Origin of the sequence: Paraburkholderia phosphatilytica (assembly GCF_003443895.1) — a bacterium.
Taxonomy (GTDB): Bacteria; Pseudomonadota; Gammaproteobacteria; order Burkholderiales; family Burkholderiaceae; genus Paraburkholderia; species Paraburkholderia phosphatilytica.
Genome location: NZ_QQOA01000007.1, coordinates 83,419 through 103,989 on the forward strand (window position 1 = coordinate 83,419; position 20,571 = coordinate 103,989).

At 64.8% G+C, this 20,571-nt stretch carries 17 protein-coding genes; 12 read left to right on the forward strand and 5 right to left on the reverse strand.

Annotated elements, in window-relative coordinates; genetic code table 11:
- The first annotated feature begins 63 nt into the window (after positions 1-63).
- Both DVS29_RS09620 and DVS29_RS09625 read left to right on the forward strand, forming a co-directional pair.
- The gene (locus DVS29_RS09620; protein WP_118180220.1) at positions 64-1,500 is read left to right on the forward strand and encodes an MFS transporter; all 1,437 of its coding nucleotides are present in this window, start codon (positions 64-66) and stop codon (positions 1,498-1,500) included.
- A gap of 87 nt (positions 1,501-1,587) precedes the next feature.
- On the forward strand, positions 1,588-2,268 hold the full coding sequence (locus tag DVS29_RS09625) for a dihydrofolate reductase family protein (RefSeq protein WP_118180221.1): 681 nt from the start codon (positions 1,588-1,590) through the stop codon (positions 2,266-2,268).
- Positions 2,269-2,507: 239 nt separating this feature from the next.
- On the opposite strand, the gene DVS29_RS09630 is transcribed toward DVS29_RS09625, so the two are convergent.
- Positions 2,508-3,410 carry a LysR family transcriptional regulator gene (locus DVS29_RS09630; RefSeq protein WP_118180222.1) on the reverse strand — a complete coding sequence of 301 codons (903 nt, stop codon included), beginning with the start codon at positions 3,408-3,410 and terminating at the stop codon, positions 2,508-2,510.
- A gap of 183 nt (positions 3,411-3,593) precedes the next feature.
- Here DVS29_RS09630 and DVS29_RS09635 point away from each other — a divergent pair, with 183 nt between their 5' ends.
- The gene (locus DVS29_RS09635; RefSeq protein WP_118180362.1) at positions 3,594-4,856 is read left to right on the forward strand and encodes an MFS transporter; all 1,263 of its coding nucleotides are present in this window, start codon (positions 3,594-3,596) and stop codon (positions 4,854-4,856) included.
- A gap of 54 nt (positions 4,857-4,910) precedes the next feature.
- Entirely contained in the window at positions 4,911-5,819 is a 909-nt protein-coding gene (locus DVS29_RS09640) for an amidohydrolase family protein (RefSeq protein WP_118180223.1), read from the forward strand.
- Positions 5,820-5,838: 19 nt separating this feature from the next.
- Here DVS29_RS09640 and DVS29_RS09645 read toward each other — a convergent pair whose 3' ends face one another.
- The gene (locus DVS29_RS09645; RefSeq protein ID WP_118180224.1) at positions 5,839-6,855 is read right to left on the reverse strand and encodes a LacI family DNA-binding transcriptional regulator; all 1,017 of its coding nucleotides are present in this window, start codon (positions 6,853-6,855) and stop codon (positions 5,839-5,841) included.
- Positions 6,856-7,054: 199 nt separating this feature from the next.
- On the opposite strand from DVS29_RS09645, the gene DVS29_RS09650 reads away from it, so the two are divergent.
- From DVS29_RS09650 to DVS29_RS09670, 5 genes are all read left to right on the forward strand, one after another.
- Positions 7,055-8,212, forward strand: coding sequence for an ABC transporter ATP-binding protein (locus DVS29_RS09650; RefSeq protein WP_118180225.1), 1,158 nt, complete (start codon positions 7,055-7,057; stop codon positions 8,210-8,212).
- Positions 8,213-8,321: 109 nt separating this feature from the next.
- Positions 8,322-9,593, forward strand: a complete 1,272-nt coding sequence (locus DVS29_RS09655; RefSeq protein ID WP_118180226.1) for an ABC transporter substrate-binding protein — start codon at positions 8,322-8,324, stop codon at positions 9,591-9,593.
- Between the two features lie 85 nt (positions 9,594-9,678).
- Positions 9,679-10,584, forward strand: coding sequence for a carbohydrate ABC transporter permease (locus DVS29_RS09660; protein ID WP_118180227.1), 906 nt, complete (start codon positions 9,679-9,681; stop codon positions 10,582-10,584).
- A 24-nt stretch (positions 10,585-10,608) separates the two neighbouring features.
- Positions 10,609-11,460 carry a carbohydrate ABC transporter permease gene (locus tag DVS29_RS09665; RefSeq protein ID WP_118180228.1) on the forward strand — a complete coding sequence of 284 codons (852 nt, stop codon included), beginning with the start codon at positions 10,609-10,611 and terminating at the stop codon, positions 11,458-11,460.
- Positions 11,461-11,487: 27 nt separating this feature from the next.
- Complete coding sequence (locus tag DVS29_RS09670; RefSeq protein WP_118180229.1) at positions 11,488-13,458, forward strand: beta-galactosidase; 1,971 nt, start codon at positions 11,488-11,490, stop codon at positions 13,456-13,458.
- On the opposite strand, the gene DVS29_RS09675 is transcribed toward DVS29_RS09670, so the two are convergent.
- Both DVS29_RS09675 and DVS29_RS09680 read right to left on the reverse strand, forming a co-directional pair.
- Positions 13,455-14,030 (reverse strand): flavin reductase family protein, encoded by a 576-nt coding sequence (locus tag DVS29_RS09675; RefSeq protein ID WP_118180230.1) that lies wholly within the window; start codon positions 14,028-14,030, stop codon positions 13,455-13,457. The genes DVS29_RS09670 and DVS29_RS09675 overlap by 4 nt on opposite strands.
- Before the next feature lie 103 nt (positions 14,031-14,133).
- Entirely contained in the window at positions 14,134-15,084 is a 951-nt protein-coding gene (locus DVS29_RS09680; RefSeq protein WP_118180231.1) for a 2-hydroxyacid dehydrogenase, read from the reverse strand.
- Positions 15,085-15,398: 314 nt separating this feature from the next.
- On the opposite strand from DVS29_RS09680, the gene DVS29_RS09685 reads away from it, so the two are divergent.
- The gene (locus tag DVS29_RS09685; protein ID WP_118180232.1) at positions 15,399-16,898 is read left to right on the forward strand and encodes a sensor domain-containing diguanylate cyclase; all 1,500 of its coding nucleotides are present in this window, start codon (positions 15,399-15,401) and stop codon (positions 16,896-16,898) included.
- A 92-nt stretch (positions 16,899-16,990) separates the two neighbouring features.
- Here DVS29_RS09685 and DVS29_RS09690 read toward each other — a convergent pair whose 3' ends face one another.
- Positions 16,991-17,950 (reverse strand): AraC family transcriptional regulator, encoded by a 960-nt coding sequence (locus DVS29_RS09690; protein WP_118180233.1) that lies wholly within the window; start codon positions 17,948-17,950, stop codon positions 16,991-16,993.
- A 280-nt stretch (positions 17,951-18,230) separates the two neighbouring features.
- Here DVS29_RS09690 and DVS29_RS09695 point away from each other — a divergent pair, with 280 nt between their 5' ends.
- Both DVS29_RS09695 and DVS29_RS09700 read left to right on the forward strand, forming a co-directional pair.
- Positions 18,231-19,283, forward strand: a complete 1,053-nt coding sequence (locus DVS29_RS09695) for an NAD(P)-dependent alcohol dehydrogenase (protein ID WP_118180234.1) — start codon at positions 18,231-18,233, stop codon at positions 19,281-19,283.
- 312 nt (positions 19,284-19,595) lie between these two features.
- Positions 19,596-20,552: a LysR family transcriptional regulator gene (locus DVS29_RS09700; protein WP_164707885.1), complete on the forward strand. Its 957-nt coding sequence runs from the start codon at positions 19,596-19,598 to the stop codon at positions 20,550-20,552.
- Positions 20,553-20,571 lie beyond the last annotated feature (19 nt).

A 20,571-nucleotide genomic window follows, 5' to 3' on the forward strand; every position in this document is an offset into this window, starting at 1 on the left:
GATTAATGGTCAAGTCTACTGAAAGGAACCGGGGGCTCTCTCCGGGTCCAATCAGAGGTTGCCATGCCGACCGCCATACCCGCCTCGTCGTCCCGCAGCGCCCGCGCCAGCGCCGCCGCACGGCTCGAACGCCTGCCGTTTTCCAGCTATCACCGCACGATTTTCGTGATCATCGCGATCGCGTTCTTCTTCGACTCGATCGATCTCGGCACGATGACCTTCGTGCTCGGCTCGATCAAGACGGAGTTCGGGTTGTCGAGCGCGACGGCGGGTCTCGTCGCGAGCGCGAGCTTCTTCGGCATGGTGGGCGGCGCCGCGATTGCGGGGCTGCTTGCCGATCGCTTCGGCCGTCGGCCCGTGTTTCAGTGGAGTATGGTGCTGTGGGGCGTGGCATCGTACCTGTGCTCGACCGCGCACAGCGTCGACTCGCTGATCGCGTGGCGCGTATTGCTCGGCCTCGGCATGGGTATGGAGTTTCCGATCGCGCAAACGCTCCTCTCGGAGTTCGTGCCGACGGCTTCGCGCGGCCGCCTGATCGCGCTGATGGATGGCTTCTGGCCGCTCGGCTTCATCACGTCGGGCATTGTGTGCTACTTCGTGCTGCCGTCGTACGGCTGGCGCACGGTTTTTGCACTGCTCGCGATTCCCGCGGTATTCGTGCTGATCGTGCGGCGCATCGTGCCGGAATCGCCGCGCTGGCTCGAGCATCGCGGCCGCCCCGCGGACGCGGACACGGTACTCGCGCAGATCGAAGCGAAGGTGATGCGCGCGACCGGACGCACAACGCTGCCCGCGCCGTCGATGCTCGAAGAACCCGCAATCGTGCGCTCGCGCGGTGCGTTCCGCGAAATCTGGAGCGGCGTGTACCGCTCGCGCACCATCATGGTGTGGCTGCTGTGGTTCTTCGCGCTGCTCGGTTTCTACGGGCTCACGTCGTGGCTAGGCGCGCTGATGCAGCAGGCCGGCGTCGCGGTGACGAAGTCCGTGCTCTACACGATGCTGATCTCGCTGGGTGGCGTGCCCGGTTTCCTGTGCGCGGCATGGCTTGTCGAACGCTGGGGCCGCAAGCCCGTGTGCGTCACGTCGCTCGTGGGCGGCGGCGTGATGGCGTTCGTCTACGGGCAGACCGCGCTGCACGCGAATAACGTCGGCCTGCTGATCTCCACCGGCCTCGTGATGCAGTTCTTCCTGTTCGCGATGTGGGCCGCGCTCTACACGTACACGCCCGAACTGTACGGCACCGGCGCGCGCGCCACCGGTTCGGGCTTCGCATCGGCGATCGGCCGGATCGGCTCGCTGATCGGACCTTACGCAGTTGGTGTGGTGCTGCCCATCTTCGGGCAAGGCGGCGTGTTCACGCTCGGCGCGCTGTCGTTCGCGGTGGCGGCGCTCGCGGTGTGGGTGATGGGCATCGAGACGCGCGGGCTCGCACTCGAATCGCTTGCGGCCGCGGACGAACCGGACGCTGCATCGGCGTATCGCGTCACGGCAGACGAATAGCGATCAACGCTCGCAGCCGGTCGAACAGCACCCGGAACGCTGCTTGCTGTCACCTTGCGCACGATACAACCACGCAAGGAGAACCCGATGAGCAAGCCTCATATCGTGTGCCACATGATGTCGTCGATCGACGGGCGTAGTCTGACGGACGGCTGGAATCTCGACTACGCCACCGATCTGTACGAGAACACCGCCGCGACCTTCGAAGCCGATGCATGGGTCTGCGGCCGCGTGACGATGCAGGAAATCTCGCACGGCACCGATTATCCGAAAGGCCTTGCGAGCGCGCCTGTTCCTCGCACCGACCGCTTCACGAATCGCGATGCGAGCCAGTACGCGATCTCGATCGATCCACACGGCAAGGTCGCGTGGCAAAGCGACACCGCGCTGAAATCGCACGTGGTGGAAGTGCTGAGCGAAGCCGTGTCAGACGACTATCTCGCGTACCTGCAATCGATCGGCGTGTCGTATCTGTTCGGCGGCAAGCACGAACTCGATCTCGCCGCGGTCGTCGATACGCTGCAACGCGAACTGAAGATCGACAAGCTGATCGTCGAGGGCGGCTCGCATGTGTGCGGCGCATTCGTGAACGCCGGCATCGTCGACGAAGTGAGCGTGCTGCTGGTGCCGATCGTGGATGGTCGTTGCGAGCACCCGTCGTCGTTCGAGATTGCGATGGACCGCTGGACCGCGCCCACATCTCTGGCGCTGAAGTCCGTCAACAAGGCCGCCCATGGCGCGGTGTGGCTGCGATACACAAAAACGTGAAAGCGCTAACACGCGTGCGTGATTCCGTTCGCGTGCGCAACCGCGTCCAGCATGAGACGCACAGTCTGCCCGCTTCGACGCACGCCGACAGAAAGCGAAGCACATCAACGAGATAGCGACGGGGTCCCGGATTTGTCCACAGAGTTTTGAACAGAAACTGTGGATAAGCTGAGCCGCTTTCCGGTTATCCACCGGGCGCGCTCCAAGCACCCTTCGCAAAACCCAAAGCTCAACGATCCTCAACCATTCGCCGCTTCGTAAGGCGCGAACAGCGCGGCGAATCGATCCGCGAGCGTGGGTCGCGAACGATGCGGCCACACCGCGCTCAGTTCGAAGCGCGGCAATGCTGCGCCGTCGCGCACTTCGCACAGGCGAACGCCCGCGAACTGCAGCGCCTGCACCGATTGCGGCAGCAACGACACGCCACAGCCCGCCGCGACACACGCGAGCACCGTCAGCGATCGATTTGCATCCTGCGCAACGCTCGCCTCGTAGCCGGCCTGACGAAACGCGCTGAGAATGCCAGCGCGGATCACCGGCAACTGGTCGTGCGGAAACCACACGAGCCCCGCTTCGGACAGTTCCTTCAAGCCGACCTTGCCGTCTTTCGCGACCGGCAGCGACGACGGCATCACCGCGAGAAAGCGTTCGCTCGCGATCAGCTTTTCGCGCATCCGTCCGCCTACCGCGACCGGCGTATGAAGCATGCCGATGTCGATCTCGCCTTTCTCGAGCGCGTTCGCCTGCTCGGCGTTGCTCATCTCCTTCAGCACCAGTTCGACGTTCGGCACCTCGCGGCGCAGGTCCGCGATGGCTTTCGGCAGCAGCTCGAACAACGCCGCCGAAACGAAGCCGATCGTGAGTCGCCCACCGCGCTGCGCACCGATTTCGCGCGCACGATGCGACGCGGCGTCGATGCGCGCGACGCTCAGCCGGATGTCGTCGACGATCGCCTCGCCCGCGCTCGTCAGTGCCGCGCCACGCCGCGTGCGATTGAAGAGCTTCACGCCGAGATCGCGTTCGAGTCGCGTCAACGCCTGACTCAACGCAGGCTGCGCGATGCCGAGCCGGTCGGCGGCGCGCGTCACACTGCCGGCATCGGCGACGGCGAGAAAGTAGCGAAGATTGCGGGCGGCTTCCATATCGTTTCAATATGAATATCGAACATTTTCATAGTGTACCGCCGCATCTTTCGTTCCTAGAATGCGCCAATCGACGTCGCGGCCCGCGTCATGACTCATGCGGGTATGCGGTTCGCGCCGTCGACCGAACTACACCGCGCGGTCCAGCACCGCGCGACGATAACCACATATCCGGAGACAGCCATGAAGTGGTACCGAGAGATTTCCTCGCCCGAGCGGCGCACGCTGTGGAGCTGCTTTGCAGGCTGGGCGCTCGACGGCATCGATACGCAGCTGTTCAGCCTCGTGATCCCGACGCTGCTCGTGACGTGGGGCATCGGCAAAGGCCAGGCGGGGTTGATCGGCGGCGCGACGCTCGCGGCCGGCGCGCTCGGCGGCCTGCTGGCCGGTGTGCTCTCGGACCGCATCGGCCGCGTGCGCGCGCTGCAGGTCACGGTGCTGTGGTTCTCCCTCTTCACGTTCCTTTGCGCATTCGCGCAGAACTTCGACCAGCTGCTCGCGCTGAAGACGCTGCAAGGGCTCGGCTTCGGCGGCGAATGGACCGCAGGCTCGGTGCTGCTCAGCGAGACCATCAACGCGAAGCATCGCGGCAAGGCGATGGGCATCGTGCAGAGCGCGTGGGGCTTCGGCTGGGGCGGCGCCGTGCTGCTGTATCTCGCGGTGTTTTCGTTCGTATCGCCGCAATGGGCGTGGCGCGTGCTGTTCGCAATCGGCGTCGTGCCCGCGCTGCTGGTGCTGTACCTGCGCAGAAATATTGCGGAGCCTGAGCGCGAACCCGCCGCGCGCAAGCTCGACGAACGCGGTTCGTTCGCGATCCTCGCAGGCATCTTCGACCGCTCGGTGCTGCGCACGACGATCGTAGGTGGCCTCATCGGACTCGGCGCGCACGGCGGCTATCACGCGATCACCACGTGGCTGCCCACCTATCTGAAGACGGAGCGTCATCTGTCGGTGCTCGGCACCGGCGGCTATCTCGCGGTCGTGATCGTCGCGTTCATCGTGGGCTGCTTCGTCAGCGCGTGGCTGCAGGACCGCATCGGCCGGCGCTGGAACGTGATCCTGTTCGCGATCTGCTGCGCGGTGACGGTGAACGTCTACGTGTTCCTGCCGGTCAGCAACCTGACGATGCTGCTGTTGAGCTTCCCGCTCGGCCTCTTTTCCGCCGGCATTCCAGCGACGCTCGGCGCGCTCTTCAACGAGCTCTATCCGCAAGGCGTGCGCGGCACCGGCGTCGGTTTCTGCTACAACTTCGGCCGCGTGGTATCGGCGGTGTTTCCGGTGCTCGTCGGTCATATGGGCAGCTCGATGCCGCTCGGCTCGGCGCTCGGTATCGATGCGGGCGCTGCGTATGGACTCGTCGTGGTGGCTGCCTTGCTGCTGCCGGAAACACGTGGACGGCGCATTGCGTCGCTGCCGGCTGACGCCGCAACAGCCACGCGCGGCTAGTGCACGTGCAATGCGTTTGTGTTGCCTGCTCTCAAGTATCTGTCGATAGAAAAGATGACTTCGATCACCCATTCGTCACCAGCGGTCAGTGTCGACGCAGAGAATCCCGAGTCCCTATCCACCGAATGGCTCGGGCTCGGCGCAGACTCGATCACCGCGATCGACTCGCATGCGCACGTGTTCGTACGCGGCTTGCCGCTCGCGGCGCAGCGTCGTCACGCACCGGATTACGACGCGACGCTCGACGCCTACGTCGCTCACCTGCTGGCGAATCGCGTATCGCACGCCGTGCTTGTGCAGCCGAGCTTTCTGGGAACCGATAACAGCTATCTTGCCGGTATCGCACGGCGCTTCCCTGCCCGCTTTCGCGGCGTCGCAGTTGTCTCTAAAGATGTTTCGGATGACGAACTGGATGCGCTCGAACAGTCATGCGTAGTCGGCATCCGGCTGAATCTGGTGGGACTGCCGCTGCCCGATCTGCGCGACGCATCGTGGCGACGTCTGTTCGAACGGATCAACGCGCGGCGCTGGCATGTCGAGGTGCATCGGCCGGCAGCTGACCTGCCCGCCGTCGTCGGTCCGCTGCTGGAGCAGCGCTGCACGGTCGTCGTCGATCATTTCGGCCGGCCGGATACATCGGGCGTCGACGATCCGGGATTCCGGTATCTGCTTTCGACTGCCGATACCGGCTGCGTATGGGTGAAATTGTCCGCGGCGTATCGCAGCGTGAACGGCGAATCGGGCGAACGGCAAGGCGCGCGCCTCGCAGCGGCGTTGCTCGATGCGTTCAGCGAACAGCGCCTGGTGTGGGGTAGCGACTGGCCGCATACACAGCATCACGACGTGATCGATTACGACGCGTCGCGCCACGCGCTCGACACCTGGGTGATCGACGCAGCGAAGCGACACGCGATCCTCACGCACTCGGCGCGCGAACTGTTCCGCTTTTCGGATCCGGTTTGAGCCAGTAAATCCACGCGGCTCAGCCCCGCGCCGGCGCGCGCGTCGACGCGCGCACAATCAACACGGGCGGCGGCGCGATCACCATTTTCGGCGGCTGTCGCGGCCGCTCGATCTGCTCGATCAGACACGTGACCGACAGCTCCGCAATCGCCGTCGTGTCGATCGCGACGGTGGTCAGCGGCGGATGCACCTGACGCGCGAGCTGGATGTCCGTAATGCCGATCACCGACACGTCGTTGGGCACCACCCGGCCGAGCGTGATCAGCGCCTGTACCGCGCCGATCGCCATCAGATCGTTGGTCGCGAAGATCGCAGTCAGATCCGGCTGCGCTGCCATCAACTGCACGCACGCCGCGTAGCCCGCGTCGATCGAATCGCGGGTTCGCATCACCGCGGCTGCGTCGATCCGCAACCCCGCTCGCGCGACTTCCGCCGCGAAGCCGTCGTGACGCGCATCCTGCAAACCGCCGGAACCGTCGCCGACCAGCATGCCGATCTTCCGGTGTCCTAATTCCAGCAGATGACGCGCGGCAAGCGCGCCGGCCTTCGCGAACTCCACCGCCACGCACGGCAACGCGGGCGGCGCTTCCGGGTGCTCCCACATCGCGAGCAGAATGGGCGCGTTGTTCATCGCGGAAACACACAACTCGTTGATCTCGATGTCGGTATTCATCACGAGCATGCCTTCCGCGAGCGTGCCGGCAATCTGGTTCAGATACGCGCGGCCGATGTCGGCGTTGTCGTCGGTGTTGCACACCATCAGGAAGAAGCCCGCCTTGCGCGCGGCGCGTTCCGCCGCGAGCACGAACTCCGGATAGAACGGGTTCGTGATGTTCGACAGCATCAGCGCGAGCGTGGGCGAGCGCCCTTCCGCCAACGCGCGTGCGTTGAGATTGGGCCGGTAGCCCAGTTCGTTGATCGCGGCCAGCACGCGCTCGACCGTCTCGGGTTTGACCTTCTCGCGATTGCGCAGCACGTTCGAGACGGTGGCTGCAGTGACGCGCGCCCGCTTCGCGACTTCGGCCAGGGTAACCATAGGCAAGTCCCACATTGAGGGAAAGCAACTCAGATGTTGCGAGCCGCGCGCGGCGTTGGTAACGTTCGTGAAAACACATCAGGAGACACCATCATGCGCGACACGTCCGGTCGACAATTTAAGCGATTAAATCCCTGTTGCACAAGGCTTTCCCTGCTCTTTTTTCAGCAAAATTTAAGCGCTTAAATCGGATCTCGACATGGCAAGCATCCAGCTGGCTGGCGTTCGCAAGGCGTATGGCGATCAGGCGCCGGTGATCCGCAACGTGAGCCTCGACATCGGCGCGCATGAGTTCTGCGTGTTCCTCGGCCCGTCGGGTTGCGGCAAGTCGACGTTGCTGCGCATCATCGCGGGTCTCGAGGACGCGACGGATGGCGACGTCTCCATCGACGGCCGTCTCGTGAACGACGTCCCCGCGGCCGCGCGCGGCGTCGCGATGGTGTTCCAGAGCTACGCGCTGTTTCCGCACATGACGGTGTACGAGAACATGGCCTTCGGCCTGAAGCTCGCGAAGACGCCGAAAGCCGAGATCGACCACAAGGTGCGCGAAGCCGCGCGCGTCCTGCAACTCGATACGTTGCTCGACCGGCACCCAAAAGCGCTTTCCGGCGGACAGCGGCAACGCGTCGCGATCGGCCGCGCGATCGTGCGCGAGCCCGGCGTGTTCCTGTTCGACGAACCGCTGTCGAATCTCGACGCGGCGCTGCGCGGCCAGACGCGTATAGAGATCGCGCGCCTGCATCAGCGCTTTCGCAATGCGAGCGTCGTGTACGTGACGCACGATCAGATCGAGGCGATGACGCTCGCCGACCGCATCGTGCTGCTGCAGACCGGCGCGGATGCCGAGCGTTTCGGCAGCATCGCGCAGCAAGGCAAGCCGCTCGACCTGTACCACCACCCGCGCTCGCGCTTCGTTGCAGGCTTCATCGGCTCGCCGCGGATGAATTTCATCGATGCGACCGTGGCTCACGTCATGACCGATCGCGTGATGGTCGTGCTCGCGAAAAGCGGCGAGCAGATCGATGTCTGCGTCGACGGCCAGCGGCTGCAGCGCGGCCAGCCGGTCACGCTTGGCGTGCGCCCCGAGCATCTCGCGATCGGCCATGCGCAACAGTCCGTTCAGGGCGTGACGGTGCTCACCGAACGGCTCGGCGAACACAGCTATCTGCACGTCGAGCATCCGTGCGGCACGCTGGTCGTCAAGGCGCCGGGCGATGCAAATGCAACGCCGGGAGAACACGTTTCGATCGACGTGCCGCCGCATGCGTGCCATCTGTTCGACGCGGACGGGATGGCGCTCACGCGAACCGCATGGGCTGCAGCACCGCTGACACCATTAGCGCCGGAGCCAGCCTGAGAGATCGCACGACAGATTTTCAACCGGCCGCGAAGAGCCGTTTACATCGACCGGCGGCATCATGCTGCCGGCTAACCAGGTAGTCGGAAGACAGTCAAGGAGACACGAAATGATTGCAGATCGCCTTCGGCGTCTGGCATGCGCCGCGGCCACCACGGCCACGGTCGCAACGGTTGCGGCCGTCGCCAGCGCGTCGGTCACGCCGGCGGACGCCGCCACGCTCAACGTCAACGTATCGGCGCGCGGCAACCAGCGCTCGACATGGCAGGATGCCTTCGACAAGTTCAAGAAGGCCAATCCCGACGTCGACCTCAAGGTCACGTACATCACCGAGGAAGCGTACAAGGTGCAGATGGGCGGCTGGCTCGCGACCGACCCGCCCGACGTGGTGTCGTGGCACGACGGCGAACGGATGGCGTATTACGCGCAGCGCGGCCTGCTCGACGACCTGTCGAACGACTGGAACAAGAACGGCTGGTCGCAGCAGTACGCGTCCGTGAAGGAAGCGTCGACATACAACGGCAAGCAGTACGCCGCGCCGCTCGGCTACGACGCGTACGGGTTCTTCTATCGCAAGGACCTGTTCGAGAAAGCCGGCATTCACGGCGAACCGCAAACGTGGGACGAACTGCTCGACGCGTGCAGGAAGCTGAAGGCCAGCGGCGTCGCGCCGATCGCCGTTGCCGCACGCGATGCGTGGACGCTCGCCGCATGGTTCGACTACCTCGATCTGCGCATCAACGGCAACGCATTCCACCAGCAGCTGATGGCTGGCAAGGTGCCGTACACCGACCCGCGCGTCAAGAAGGTCTATACGCAGTGGAAGGTGCTGATCGACAACCACTACTTCATCGACAACGCGCTTTCGTACGATCTCGATTCGATCGCGCCGTTCCTCGTGAACGGCAAGGCCGCGATGATGCTGATGGGCACGTTCTTCTCCGCGAGCATTCCCGCATCGGTCAAGCCGGAAACAGGTTTCTTCCGCTTCCCGGTGGTCGACCCGAACGTGCCGACGGCCGAAGACGGTCCCGTCAACGTGCTGCTGATTCCGGCGAAGGCGAAGAACAAGGCTGACGCGCACCGACTGCTCGCGTTCATGGAGCAGCCCGAGATCAACGCGGATCTCGCGCGCGGCTGGGGCCAGTTGCCGTCGAACAGCAAGGCAGCCGAACCGGACGATCCGATCTCGAAGGTCGGCTTCCAGACGCTCGCGAACACGAAGGGCGGCATCGCGCAGTTCTACGACCGCGACATGACGAAGGAAATGGCCGACGAAGGCATGAAGGCGATGCAGGAGTTCTACAACGATCCTTCGCAGCTCGACTCGATCCTCGCGCACCTCGAAACGACCCGCAAGCGCATCTACGCCAAACAGTAACGCAGGCACGCGCGTCACACGCCGGCCGTCGCGACGACGGCCGACGCTCTCCTCCGCCCTACGACGACTACGACGAGGCCCGACCATGTCTCATCCTGCCGCAGGCCGCCTGATCGCGGCCCCGCGCCGGCGCGCATCCAGCACGCGGCAACGGCAACGCCGCGCCGCGCTGTGGTTCCTGTTGCCGGGTTGTGCGCTGTTCTGCCTGTGCGTCGTGTATCCGATTCTCAGCAGCATCACGTTGAGCTTCTACAACTGGGACGGCATGACGGCGAAGAGCTTCGTCGGCCTCGCCAACTACGTCGAGCTGTTCCAGTCGGACACGTTCTACACCGCGCTGAAGAACAACCTGCTGTGGCTCGTGTTTTTCCTGCTCGCGCCGCCGCTCGGTCTCGTGTTCGCGCTGTACCTGAACCAGCAGACGCGTGGCATCCGCGTCGTGAAATCGCTGTTCTTCGCACCGTTCGTGCTGTCGGGTGTGGTGGTCGGGCTCGTGTTCAGCTGGTTCTACGACCCGACCTTCGGCCTGCTGAAGCTGATCGTCGGCCACGGCATTCCGGTGCTCGGCGATCCGAAGACCGTCACCTTCGGCATCATCTTCGCGGCGCTCTGGCCGCAGACGCCCTTCTGCATGGTGCTGTATCTGACGGGACTCACGGGCATCAACCCGGAGATCGTCGAAGCGGCGCGCATGGAAGGCGCGAAAGGCTGGCGCCTGCTGTGGCACGTGATCCTGCCGCAGCTGCGGCCGGCCACCTTCATGGCCGTCGTGCTGACCGTGATCGGCGCGCTGCGCAGCTTCGATCTGATCGCCGTGATGAGCGGCGGCGGACCGTTCGACAGCTCCACCGTGCTCGCCTATTTCATGTACGACCAGGCGATCAAGTACTACCGCGAAGGCTATTCGGCGGCGATCGCCGTTGTGCTGTTCGCGATCATGCTCGTCTACATCGTGTTCCATCTGCGCCGCATGCTGCGCGAAGAACGCTGACCGCCCGGCTCAAGGAGACGTCTCATGTATCCGTTGCCAATCGAACGCTGGAAACCGCGGAATCGCGTGTTGTATAAGGCATCCTTACCAGTTGCGCTGCTGATCTGGCTGCTGCCGATGCTGGCCGTGCTCGTCACATCGATCCGCTCGTCCGACGAACTCAGCGCCGGCGATTACTGGACCTGGCCGAAGCACTTCGCGCTCGTCGACAACTACGGTACCGCGCTCACGCAGACGCCGATGCTGCATTACTTCGCGAACAGCGTGCTGATCACGGTGCCGTCAGTGATCAGCACGATCGCGCTGGCGTCGATGGCCGGTTTCGCGCTCGCCACCTATCGCTTTCGCGGCAACACCGCGCTGCTGTTCATGTTCGTGGCCGGCAACTTCGTGCCGATCCAGATCCTGATGATTCCGGTGCGCGACATGGCGCTGAAAACCGGTCTTTTCAACACGCTGTGGGCGCTCGTGATCTTTCACATCTCGTTCCAGACCGGTTTCTGCACGCTGTTTCTGCGCAACTTCATCAAGCAGTTGCCGTTCGAGCTGATCGAGGCGGCGCGCGTGGAAGGCGCGAGCGAGTGGACCGTGTATGCGCGCATCGTGCTGCCGCTCGTGCGCCCCGCGCTCGCGGCGCTCGGCATTCTGGTCTTCACGTTCGTGTGGAACGACTACTTCTGGGCGCTGTGCCTCACGCAAGGCGATGCCGCCGCGCCCATCACCGTCGGCGTGGCCGCGCTCAAAGGGCAATGGACCACCGCGTGGAATCTGGTCGCGGCGGGCTCGGTGCTGGCCGCGCTGCCTTCAGTGCTGATGTTCTTCGCGATGCAGAAGCATTTCGTGGCCGGCCTCACGTTCGGCGCGAGCAAAGGCTGACCTCTCACTCGATACGAGAACCCCTACATGAATTTCGGTGTCTGCTACTACCCTGAACAATGGCCGCGCTCGCTGTGGGCCGACGACGCGAAGCGAATGGCCGAACTCGGTATCACACACGTGCGCATCGCGGAATTCGCGTGGAGCCGCATCGAGCCGCGCGACGGCGAATACGACTGGGCCTGGCTCGACGAAGCGGTCGCCACGCTCGCGAACGCGGGCCTCAAGATCATCCTAGGCACGCCGACCGCCGCGCCGCCCACATGGCTCACCGACCGTCATCCGGACATGCTGGCCGTGCGCGCGGACGGCGTGCGCTTCAACAGCGGGTCGCGCCGGCATTACGACATCAGTCACGCAGGATTCCGCGCGGCCGGCTTGAAGATCACCGAAGCGATGGCGCGCCGCTATGGGCGTCACGCAGCCGTGGTCGCATGGCAAACCGACAACGAGCTCGCGTGCCACGACACGGTGCCCACCTATTCAGCCACTGCGTTGCAACGTTTTCACGCGTGGCTGCAACGCCGCTACGAAACGATCGATGCATTGAACGACGCGTGGGGCACCGTGTTCTGGAGCATGACCTACGCGTCGTTCGACGCGATCCGTCTGCCGAACCTCACGCCCACCGACGCGAACCCGATCCATCTGCTCGACTTCCGTCGTTTCATGTCGGACGAAGTGGCAAGCTTCCATCGCGAGCAGGTGGACGTGCTGCGCCGGCATGCGCCGGATGCGGACGTGCTGCACAACTTCATGGGCTTCTTCACGACGTTCGATCACTATCGCTTCGCCGCGGACGACAGCATCGACGTCGCCGCGTGGGACAGCTACCCGCTCGCGCGCACGGAGACGATCGGTATCGCCGAGGAACAGAAGGCGCGTTATGCCCGCACCGCGCACCCCGACGTGTCCGCGTTCGATCACGACCGCTATCGCGGCGTCGGACGTGGACGCTTCTGGGTAATGGAACAACAGGCGGGACCGGTGAACTGGGCTGCATGGAATCCGGTTCCCGCGGCGGGCATGATCCGGCTCTGGGCGTTCGAAGCGTTCGCACATGGCGCGGAACTCGTGTCGTATTTCCGCTGGCGTCAGTGCCCGTTTGCACAGGAGCAGATGCATTCCGGGCTGCATCTGCCCGATGGTCAGTTGTCGCCCGGCGGCCGTGAATTGCAGCGTGCGGCGGAGGAGATCGCCGCATCGTCGCAATTGTCCACGTTGCCCGCTAAAGCGACATCGCCCGCCGCCGTCGCGCTCGTGTTCGACTACGAGACGCAATGGATGTTCGAGATCCAGCGCCACGGCCGCACCTTCGATTACCAGATGCTCGCGTTCGACTACTACGAGGTGCTGCGCGAAATGGGCGTGGACGTCGACATCGTGCCGGCGACTGCGGACCTGAGCCGCTACAAGCTGGTCGTGGTGCCGAGTATTGCGGTCGTCACCGATGCGCTCGTCGCGCAGATCGAACAGAGCACGGCGCAGTGGGTGTTCGGTCCGCGCAGCGGTTCGAAGACCGATGGCTTCGCGATTCCGGGCAATCTGCCGCCCGGCCCGCTGCAAAAAGTGCTGCCGATGCAGGTGCTCGAAGTCGAATCGCTGCGCCCGACATTGAAACCTGCTACCGCGTTTGACGATACCGAAGGGATCGCCGTGCATTGGCGCGAGCATCTGTCGGTGGCGAACGCGACTCGGATCGACGCACGTTTCGAGGACGGCTGGCCGGCTATCGTCGGCAGCGGCAAGGTGCGGTATGTGGCGGCGTGGCTCGATCACGCGCTGCACCGCGCGCTGTTGCGTCGCGCGGCACACGACGCCGGCGTGGCCGTTCACGCGTTGCCGGACGGTATTCGTCTGCGGCGCAGAGGCAACGTCATGTTCGCGTTCAACTTCGGCGATGCGCCGGCGGACGTGCCGGCGCCTGCTAACGCGAGCTTCGTGCTGGGTGGCCCTCAGATCGCCACGGGTGACGTGGCGGCGTGGGTGGCGGACTAGACCGGCTTCGCCTTCAGCATGGTCGACGCGCGGGCGAAGTTGCCCGCGCCGAGATGATGGATGGTGTGCAACGGCACGTTGGATTCGTCGAAGGTCCAGTGGCCGTTGCTGAACACGCGCGGATCGGCCGCCGCCGACACCACTTCGCCGAAGCACGTGTCGTACGCATCTTCCGTATGCCGCTCGGGGATCAGCCGGCATTCAAGCCACGCCGCGCAGTTCGTCTCGATCAGCGGCAGGCCGAGCACCGGGCCGCGCACGTGCGCGATGCCGTACTTCGCGAACTTGTCTTCGTCGCGTCCGGTCTCGCTGCCCACGGCATACGTGATATCGATGAAGGCGGCGCCCGGAATGCAGACGCCGAACCTGCCGCTCGCCATCACGAGCTCGCGCGTGAACGTGTTCTTGTCGATCACGATCGCGATACGCGGCGGCGTGAACTCCACCGGCATCGACCACGCCGACGCCATCACGTTGCGGCGGCTTCCGTCGGCGCTGGTGACGAGCACCGTGGGCCCATGGTTGACGAGGCGGCTCGCGTGTTCGAGTGCAACGGGCTGGAAAGCGGACATAGGCGTGCGTTTGGGTTCGCGTGGTGATCGGATCCACGCGCTATGGTGCGGGTTTCTCCATCGCGTCGCAAGCGTGGCGCGGTGTGTCGGTTTGGCGCGGCGTCTAGCCCACCGGCGTCAGCACGGCATCGCCGTTCAGATGCCGCGTGAGGTTCTCGATGAAATGACGGACCGAAGCGGCAATCGCATCCGGCGAGCGACCGCCGATGTGCGGCGTGACCACCACGTTGTCCAGATGCAGCAGCGGCAGATCGACCGGAGGCGGCTCCTCCTCGAACACATCGATGCCCGCGCCCGCGATCGCGCCGCGCTCCAGCGCATCGACGAGCGCCGCGGTATCCACCACGCTGCCGCGCGACACGTTCACCAGATAGCCCTTCGGACCGAGCGCCGCGAGCACACCGGCATCGATCAGATGATGCGTCGCCGCGCCGCCCGGCGTCGCGACGACCAGCGCGTCGCTCCATTCGGCCAGCGCCAGCACGCTGTCGAAATAGCGGCTCGTCGTGTCCGGCTTCGGCTTGCGGTTGTGATAACCCGTTTCCATGTCGAAGCCGGCCGCGCGCCGCGCAACCTTCCGCCCGATATGCCCGAGCCCGACCACGCCCAGCCGCTTGCCCGCGATCTGCGGCTGCTCCTTGAGTCCGTCACGCCACACGCCTTCACGCGCGACGCGATCCAGGCGGGGAATTTCGCGCACGGCCGCCAGCAGCAGCGCGAACGCGTGATCCGCCACGCAGTCCGCATTGGTGCCCGCGCCGTTCACGACGACGATGCCGCGTGGCTGCGCCGCATCCACGGCGATGTGCTCGTAGCCCGCGCCCAGCGCGCTGATGAATTCCAGCGACGGCATCTTCGCGATCTCGTCGCCGGTCAGGCCCGTGCTGCCGTTCGTCAGCACGATCTGCACGCCGGCGCCATGTCGTTCGACGGCTTCAGTGCGCTCGTTGCGAGTCGGTGCGTACAGGATTTCGAAGCGCTCGGAAAGCGATGCGTCGATCGTCGCGCGGCTGTCGTCGGTCAGCGGAATCAGGATGAGCAGATAGGGCTTCATGGCCAGTGGAAGGTCGGTCGAAAGTCAGTCGCGGCGGATCAAATGACGGGAATTGAAGATCCGGGCCAGTGTAACAAGGGCGTTCGCGCGCTGCTTCGACGCGGGCACGTCCGCCGCCGCGTCGGGGGTGTATCGTCGGCAGATCGAAAGCGGCGGTAAGAAAGGACGGCCCGCACTTATACTTTGAGCGCGGGTCGATCCTCAAGTACCGGCCGCCCCGCGCCGTCATCACGGTCAAGCGGTAGAGTCACGCGCCAGTTCTGGCGCTTGCCGCGACCCATTAAAATAACTGACCGCCTCACACAGGACCCGTCATGCCCGATCCGCTCACCGCGCCCGACGAACCGCGCAACACCGCGACCACCGCCCGCGACGACTCCGAGATGTTCGATCTCGCGCCGGTCTCGCTCTGGCTCGAGGACTTCAGCGGCGTGCAGGACCTGTTCGACGGCTGGCGCGCCGACGGCGTCACCGATCTGCGTGCGCACTTCGCGGCCGACCCTTCGCGCGTCGCGCAATGCTCGTCGAGAATCCGCGTGATCAAGGTCAACCGCTGGACGCTGCATCTGTTCGAAGCGGCGAGCCTCGATGCGCTGACGAGCAACCTCGCGAGCGTGTTCCGCGACGACATGCTGAAGACGCACATTGAAGAGCTGTGCCAGCTGTGGGAAGGCCGCTCGCGTTTCGTCAGCCGCACGGTCAACTACACGCTCGGCGGGCGGCGGCTCGACGTGCTGCTGCGCGGCAACGTGCTGCCGGGACATGAGGCGCGGCTCGATCGCGTGCTGGTGTCGGTGGAAGACGTGACCGAACTGGAAGGCGCGCATCGTCGAGTCACGATGGCCGAGGAATACTCGCGCGGCCTTTTCGAGCATTCGCCGGTGTCGCTGTGGGTGGAAGATTTCAGCTCGGTCAAACAGCTGATCGACGAGGCGCGCTCGCAGGGCATCAGCGATTTCCGCACCTTCACCGACGTGCATCCGGAATTCGTCGAGCGCTGCATGCAGGAAATTCACGTGCTCGATGTGAACCGGCATACGCTCGACATGTTCGCGGCGCCGGACAAAGCGACGCTGCTTTCCCGCCTCGCGGACGTGTTCCGCGACGACATGCGGCCGCATTTCCGCGAGCAGCTGATCGACCTGTGGGACGGCAAGCTGTTCCAGCAGCGCGAGGTGCTCAACTATTCGCTCGAAGGCACCGAACTGCACGTGCATCTGCAGTTCGCGGTGTTTCCCGGTCACGAGCGCAAGTGGGATCTCGTGCTGGTGTCGCTCACCGACATCACCGCGCGCAAGAAGGCGGAAGCGTATCTGGAGTTCCTCGGCAAGCACGATGTGCTGACGAAGCTGCGCAACCGATCGTTCTTCGTCGACGAGCTGAACCGGCTCGAACGCAAAGGTCCGTTCCCGGTCACGGTGGTGATCGCGGACCTCAACGGTCTCAAGAAGGTCAACGACCAGCTCGGCCACGCGGCCGGCGACGCGCTGCTGCGGCGCGCGGGCGAGGTGCTGTCGAAGGCGGTCGAGGCGCCGGTGCAGGCTGCGCGCATCGGCGGCGACGAGTTCGCGGTGCTGATGCCGGGCGCCGACGAGCGCAGCGGCGCGGCGATGATCGACACGATCCGGCAGCTCGTCGAACTCAACAACCAGTTCTATCCGGGCTCGACGTTGAGCTTCTCGATGGGCGTGGCGATCTGTCAGCGCGGCGAGCGCATCGAGGCCGCGGTGCGGCGTGCCGACCTGCTGATGTACGAGGAAAAACGCGCGTACTACGCGGATCCGCAGCACACGCAAGGCGCGGCAGACCTATGATGCTGTCGCACGTGTACGTCGGCGTGGGCGATTTCGATCGCGCACTGGCGTGATGCTGTGAGCGCTTGCGTTAGCGTCTCGGTTAGCGGCAGCTACGCTGCCGTCACATAGCGCGGCGCCGGCGGTTGGGCCCGCGGCGGCGCGGTTTCGATGGTTGCGCGCACGCGGCGCAGTTCGTCGAGCGGACTCAGCCCGAAAAGCCGCTTGAACTCGCGGCTGAACTGCGACGCGCTTTCATAGCCGACCCGCGCGGCAGCCGCCCCCGCGCTCACGCCGTCCTGCACCATCAACAGACGCGCGTGATGCAGCCGCGTGGTCTTCACGTACTGCATCGGCGACGTCGACGTCACCGTCTTGAACTGCGCATGGAACACTGCGAGGCTCATGCCGGCCTCGCGCGCCAGCGTATCGACGTCGAGATCGCCGCGATAATCGCTGTGGATACGGCGCAGCGCTTTCGCGATGCGGCCGAAGTGATGCTGGTGCATCAACGCCGCGCGGATCGCATCGCCCTGCACGCCGGTCAGCACGCGGTAGCAGATCTCGCGCACGATCGACGGCCCGAGAATGCGCGCGTCATCCGGCACCGAGAGCGCTTCGAGCAGACGCAGCACCGCGTCCGACAACGGCTTGTCGAGCGGCGTCGAATAGATGCCGCGCGGCTCGTTGCTCGCGGCGCCGTGCGTGTCGTTCAGCTGCATCAGCAGTTCCGCGATCAGCGTCATGTCTGTGCGGATCGAGATGCCGAGGAACGGTTCTTCCTCGCTCGCTTCGGTCTCGCATTCGAACGGCAGCGGCACCGACAGCACCAGATACTGCTGCGCGTCGTACAGCCACGCCTGATCGCCGAGATAGCCGCGCTTGCGGCCCTGGCACACGATCACGATGCACGGCTCGTACATCACCGGGCGGCGCGGCATGGCGTGATTCGCGCGCAGGAACTGCACGCCCTCCAGCGGCGACGCGCGCATGCCCTCGCCCGGCGCGAGCGTGGCCAGCAATTCCACCATGCGCGCCTGCGCGACGGCGGCGAAGTTTTGCTGATGTGTCATTTTGATGATGGCTCTGTCGAGAGAAAGAGAATCAGGCTTGAAATCTAGCACCAAATAGCGCGCCTTAGCAGCCGCCAGGAGAATCAGGCAAATCTTCGAGACGTTCAGGTATTCCCTGGGCGGCGCCCGATTCGTACGATGGGAACCCTGCCGGAGCACCATTCCGGCGCCGACCGTCACACCAGGTCGCGCTTTCCTTCTCGTGGACCGGCCCTGCTGCAACGTCGCTTCGGCGGCCGCTTCGGGGCGATCCCTTCCTCAATCCTTTGCCGGAGGCCTCATGACCACAACCCACGCTTACGCAGCGCAGAACGCAAAATCCGCGCTTGCCCCGTTTGAAATCCAGCGTCGCGCGTTGCGTGAGTTCGACGTGCAGATGGACGTGCTGTTCTGCGGCGTCTGCCACTCGGACCTGCATCAGGCGCGCGACGAATGGCGTAACACGATCTACCCGGTGGTGCCGGGCCATGAAATCGTAGGACGTGTCACCGCCGTTGGCAGCGGCGTGACGCGCCACAAGGTGGGTGATCTCGTCGGCGTGGGCTGTCTCGTCGACTCGTGCCGCACCTGCGCGAGCTGCCAGGAAGGTCTCGAACAGTACTGCGAGAACGGCTTCGTCGCGACCTACAACGGCACCGACCGCGTGAGCGGCGAGCCGACTTTCGGCGGCTACTCGACGCAGCTCATCTCTGACGAAGCGTTCGTGCTCAGCGTGCCCGGCAACCTCGACCCGGCCGGCGTCGCGCCGCTCCTGTGCGCCGGCATCACGACGTACTCGCCGCTGCGCACGTGGGGTGCGGGCCCGGGCAAGAAGGTCGGCATCGTCGGACTGGGCGGGCTGGGTCACATGGGCGTGAAGCTGGCTCATGCGATGGGCGCGCACGTGGTGCTGTTCACGACGTCGGCGTCGAAGATCGAAGACGCGAAGCGGCTCGGTGCGCACGAAGTGGTGATCTCGAAGAACGAAGACGAGATGGCTGCGCACGCGAACAGCTTCGATCTGATCGTCAACACCGTGGCCGCGCAGCACGATCTGAACCCGTTCATCAACCTGCTGCGGCGCGACGGGACGATGGCGCTGGTGGGCGCGCCCGAGCACGATCACCCGTCGCCGCAGGTGTTCAACCTGATTTTGAAGCGCCGCCGTCTTGCCGGTTCGCTGATCGGCGGTATTGCCGAGACGCAGGAAATGCTCGATTTCTGCGGCCAGCATGGCATCACGTCGGATATCGAAATCATTCCGATGCAGCAGATCAACACCGCGTACGAACGGATGCTGAAGAGCGACGTGAAGTATCGCTTTGTGATCGATCTCGATTCGCTGCGCAAGTAACGCCAGCTTCAACGCGTTCGGCGCACGGATCGCCGCCGCGGGTTTCCCGGTACCGATCGTGAAGATCGCGCCGGCAGCCGGTTCCACCGGCGCCGGCAACCGGTGACACCTCGCGGCGGACGGTCACAGGCAGCTCGAAGCACCCCCGACACACCTACGACGCGGCAGGCTGCACGGATGGATTCCGTGCGGCCTGCCTGTCCTTTTTGCGCGCCTTTTTTGCGCCGCGGACAGCTTCACCGATTTTCCAGTCCGCAAGCGGTATGCAGGTTTCGTGTTTTCTCCGCGAAGGTCCATCAATAGGAGAGTTACGTGATCGACCGAATTCAGGCCATGCGAGTGTTCATCCGCATTGTCGATACCAACAGCTTTACCCGCGCCGCGCAATCGCTCGACCTGCCGCGCGCCACTGCAACGACCATCGTCCAGAACCTCGAAGCGATGCTCGGCACGCCGCTGCTCGTCCGTACGACGCGGCGCCTGAGCCTCACCCCGGAAGGCGCTGCCTACTACGAGCGCTGCTCGCAGATCCTCGCCGACATCGACGAGATGGAAGCGAGCCTGCGCGAAGCCGGCGACCAGTTGTCGGGCCGCCTGCGCGTGGAAATGCCCGGCGCCGTGGCGACTTCGATCGTGCTGCCCGCGCTCGACGACTTCCACGTGCGTTACCCGAATGTCGATCTTGCGATCGGCATCAGTCATCGCAACGTCGACCTGGTTGGCGAAGGCGTGGATTGCAGCATCCGGCTCGGCGCACTGCCCGATTCAAATCTGGTTGCGCGCCGGCTCGGCACGCTCGAACACGTGACCTGTGCGAGCCGCGAGTACATCGAGCGGCACGGCATGCCAACGACGCTCGACGATCTCGCGCAGCACGTGGCCGTGAACTGCATGTCGCCTTCGAACGGCCGCGCGGTGGACTTCGACTTCGAAGTGAACGGCGTGGCGACGAACGTGAAGGTGCCCGGCTTCGTCAGAGTCAGCGACGAGCAGGCGTACCTCACCTGCGGCTTGCGCGGACACGGCTTGATCCAGCCTGCGCGGATCGCGGCGCAACCGTATCTGGAATCGGGTGCGCTGTGCGAAGTGCTGCCGCAATGGAAGCCGGTGCCCATGCAGGTTTCGGTGGCGTTCGTGAAGAATCGCCTCGTGTCGCCGCGCGTCCGCGCGTTCGTCGACTGGCTCGCTGAACTGTTCGACCAGCGCGGCCAGGTGGACGAGGATATGTCGCGCGTGCGGCAGATTCTGCGCGGTCTGCACGAGGCATAAACGCCGTGCGTTGCGAGGC

What these genes read in the sequence shown, in the direction of transcription:
- DVS29_RS09620 (WP_118180220.1), top strand. Translation starts at nt 64, where the DNA reads ATGCCGACCGCCATACCCGCCTCGTCGTCCCGCAGCGCCCGCGCCAGC.
- DVS29_RS09625 (WP_118180221.1), top strand. Translation starts at nt 1,588, where the DNA reads ATGAGCAAGCCTCATATCGTGTGCCACATGATGTCGTCGATCGACGGG.
- DVS29_RS09630 (WP_118180222.1), bottom strand. Translation starts at nt 3,410, where the DNA reads ATGGAAGCCGCCCGCAATCTTCGCTACTTTCTCGCCGTCGCCGATGCC.
- DVS29_RS09635 (WP_118180362.1), top strand. Translation starts at nt 3,594, where the DNA reads ATGAAGTGGTACCGAGAGATTTCCTCGCCCGAGCGGCGCACGCTGTGG.
- DVS29_RS09640 (WP_118180223.1), top strand. Translation starts at nt 4,911, where the DNA reads ATGACTTCGATCACCCATTCGTCACCAGCGGTCAGTGTCGACGCAGAG.
- DVS29_RS09645 (WP_118180224.1), bottom strand. Translation starts at nt 6,855, where the DNA reads ATGGTTACCCTGGCCGAAGTCGCGAAGCGGGCGCGCGTCACTGCAGCC.
- DVS29_RS09650 (WP_118180225.1), top strand. Translation starts at nt 7,055, where the DNA reads ATGGCAAGCATCCAGCTGGCTGGCGTTCGCAAGGCGTATGGCGATCAG.
- DVS29_RS09655 (WP_118180226.1), top strand. Translation starts at nt 8,322, where the DNA reads ATGATTGCAGATCGCCTTCGGCGTCTGGCATGCGCCGCGGCCACCACG.
- DVS29_RS09660 (WP_118180227.1), top strand. Translation starts at nt 9,679, where the DNA reads ATGTCTCATCCTGCCGCAGGCCGCCTGATCGCGGCCCCGCGCCGGCGC.
- DVS29_RS09665 (WP_118180228.1), top strand. Translation starts at nt 10,609, where the DNA reads ATGTATCCGTTGCCAATCGAACGCTGGAAACCGCGGAATCGCGTGTTG.
- DVS29_RS09670 (WP_118180229.1), top strand. Translation starts at nt 11,488, where the DNA reads ATGAATTTCGGTGTCTGCTACTACCCTGAACAATGGCCGCGCTCGCTG.
- DVS29_RS09675 (WP_118180230.1), bottom strand. Translation starts at nt 14,030, where the DNA reads ATGTCCGCTTTCCAGCCCGTTGCACTCGAACACGCGAGCCGCCTCGTC.
- DVS29_RS09680 (WP_118180231.1), bottom strand. Translation starts at nt 15,084, where the DNA reads ATGAAGCCCTATCTGCTCATCCTGATTCCGCTGACCGACGACAGCCGC.
- DVS29_RS09685 (WP_118180232.1), top strand. Translation starts at nt 15,399, where the DNA reads ATGCCCGATCCGCTCACCGCGCCCGACGAACCGCGCAACACCGCGACC.
- DVS29_RS09690 (WP_118180233.1), bottom strand. Translation starts at nt 17,950, where the DNA reads ATGACACATCAGCAAAACTTCGCCGCCGTCGCGCAGGCGCGCATGGTG.
- DVS29_RS09695 (WP_118180234.1), top strand. Translation starts at nt 18,231, where the DNA reads ATGACCACAACCCACGCTTACGCAGCGCAGAACGCAAAATCCGCGCTT.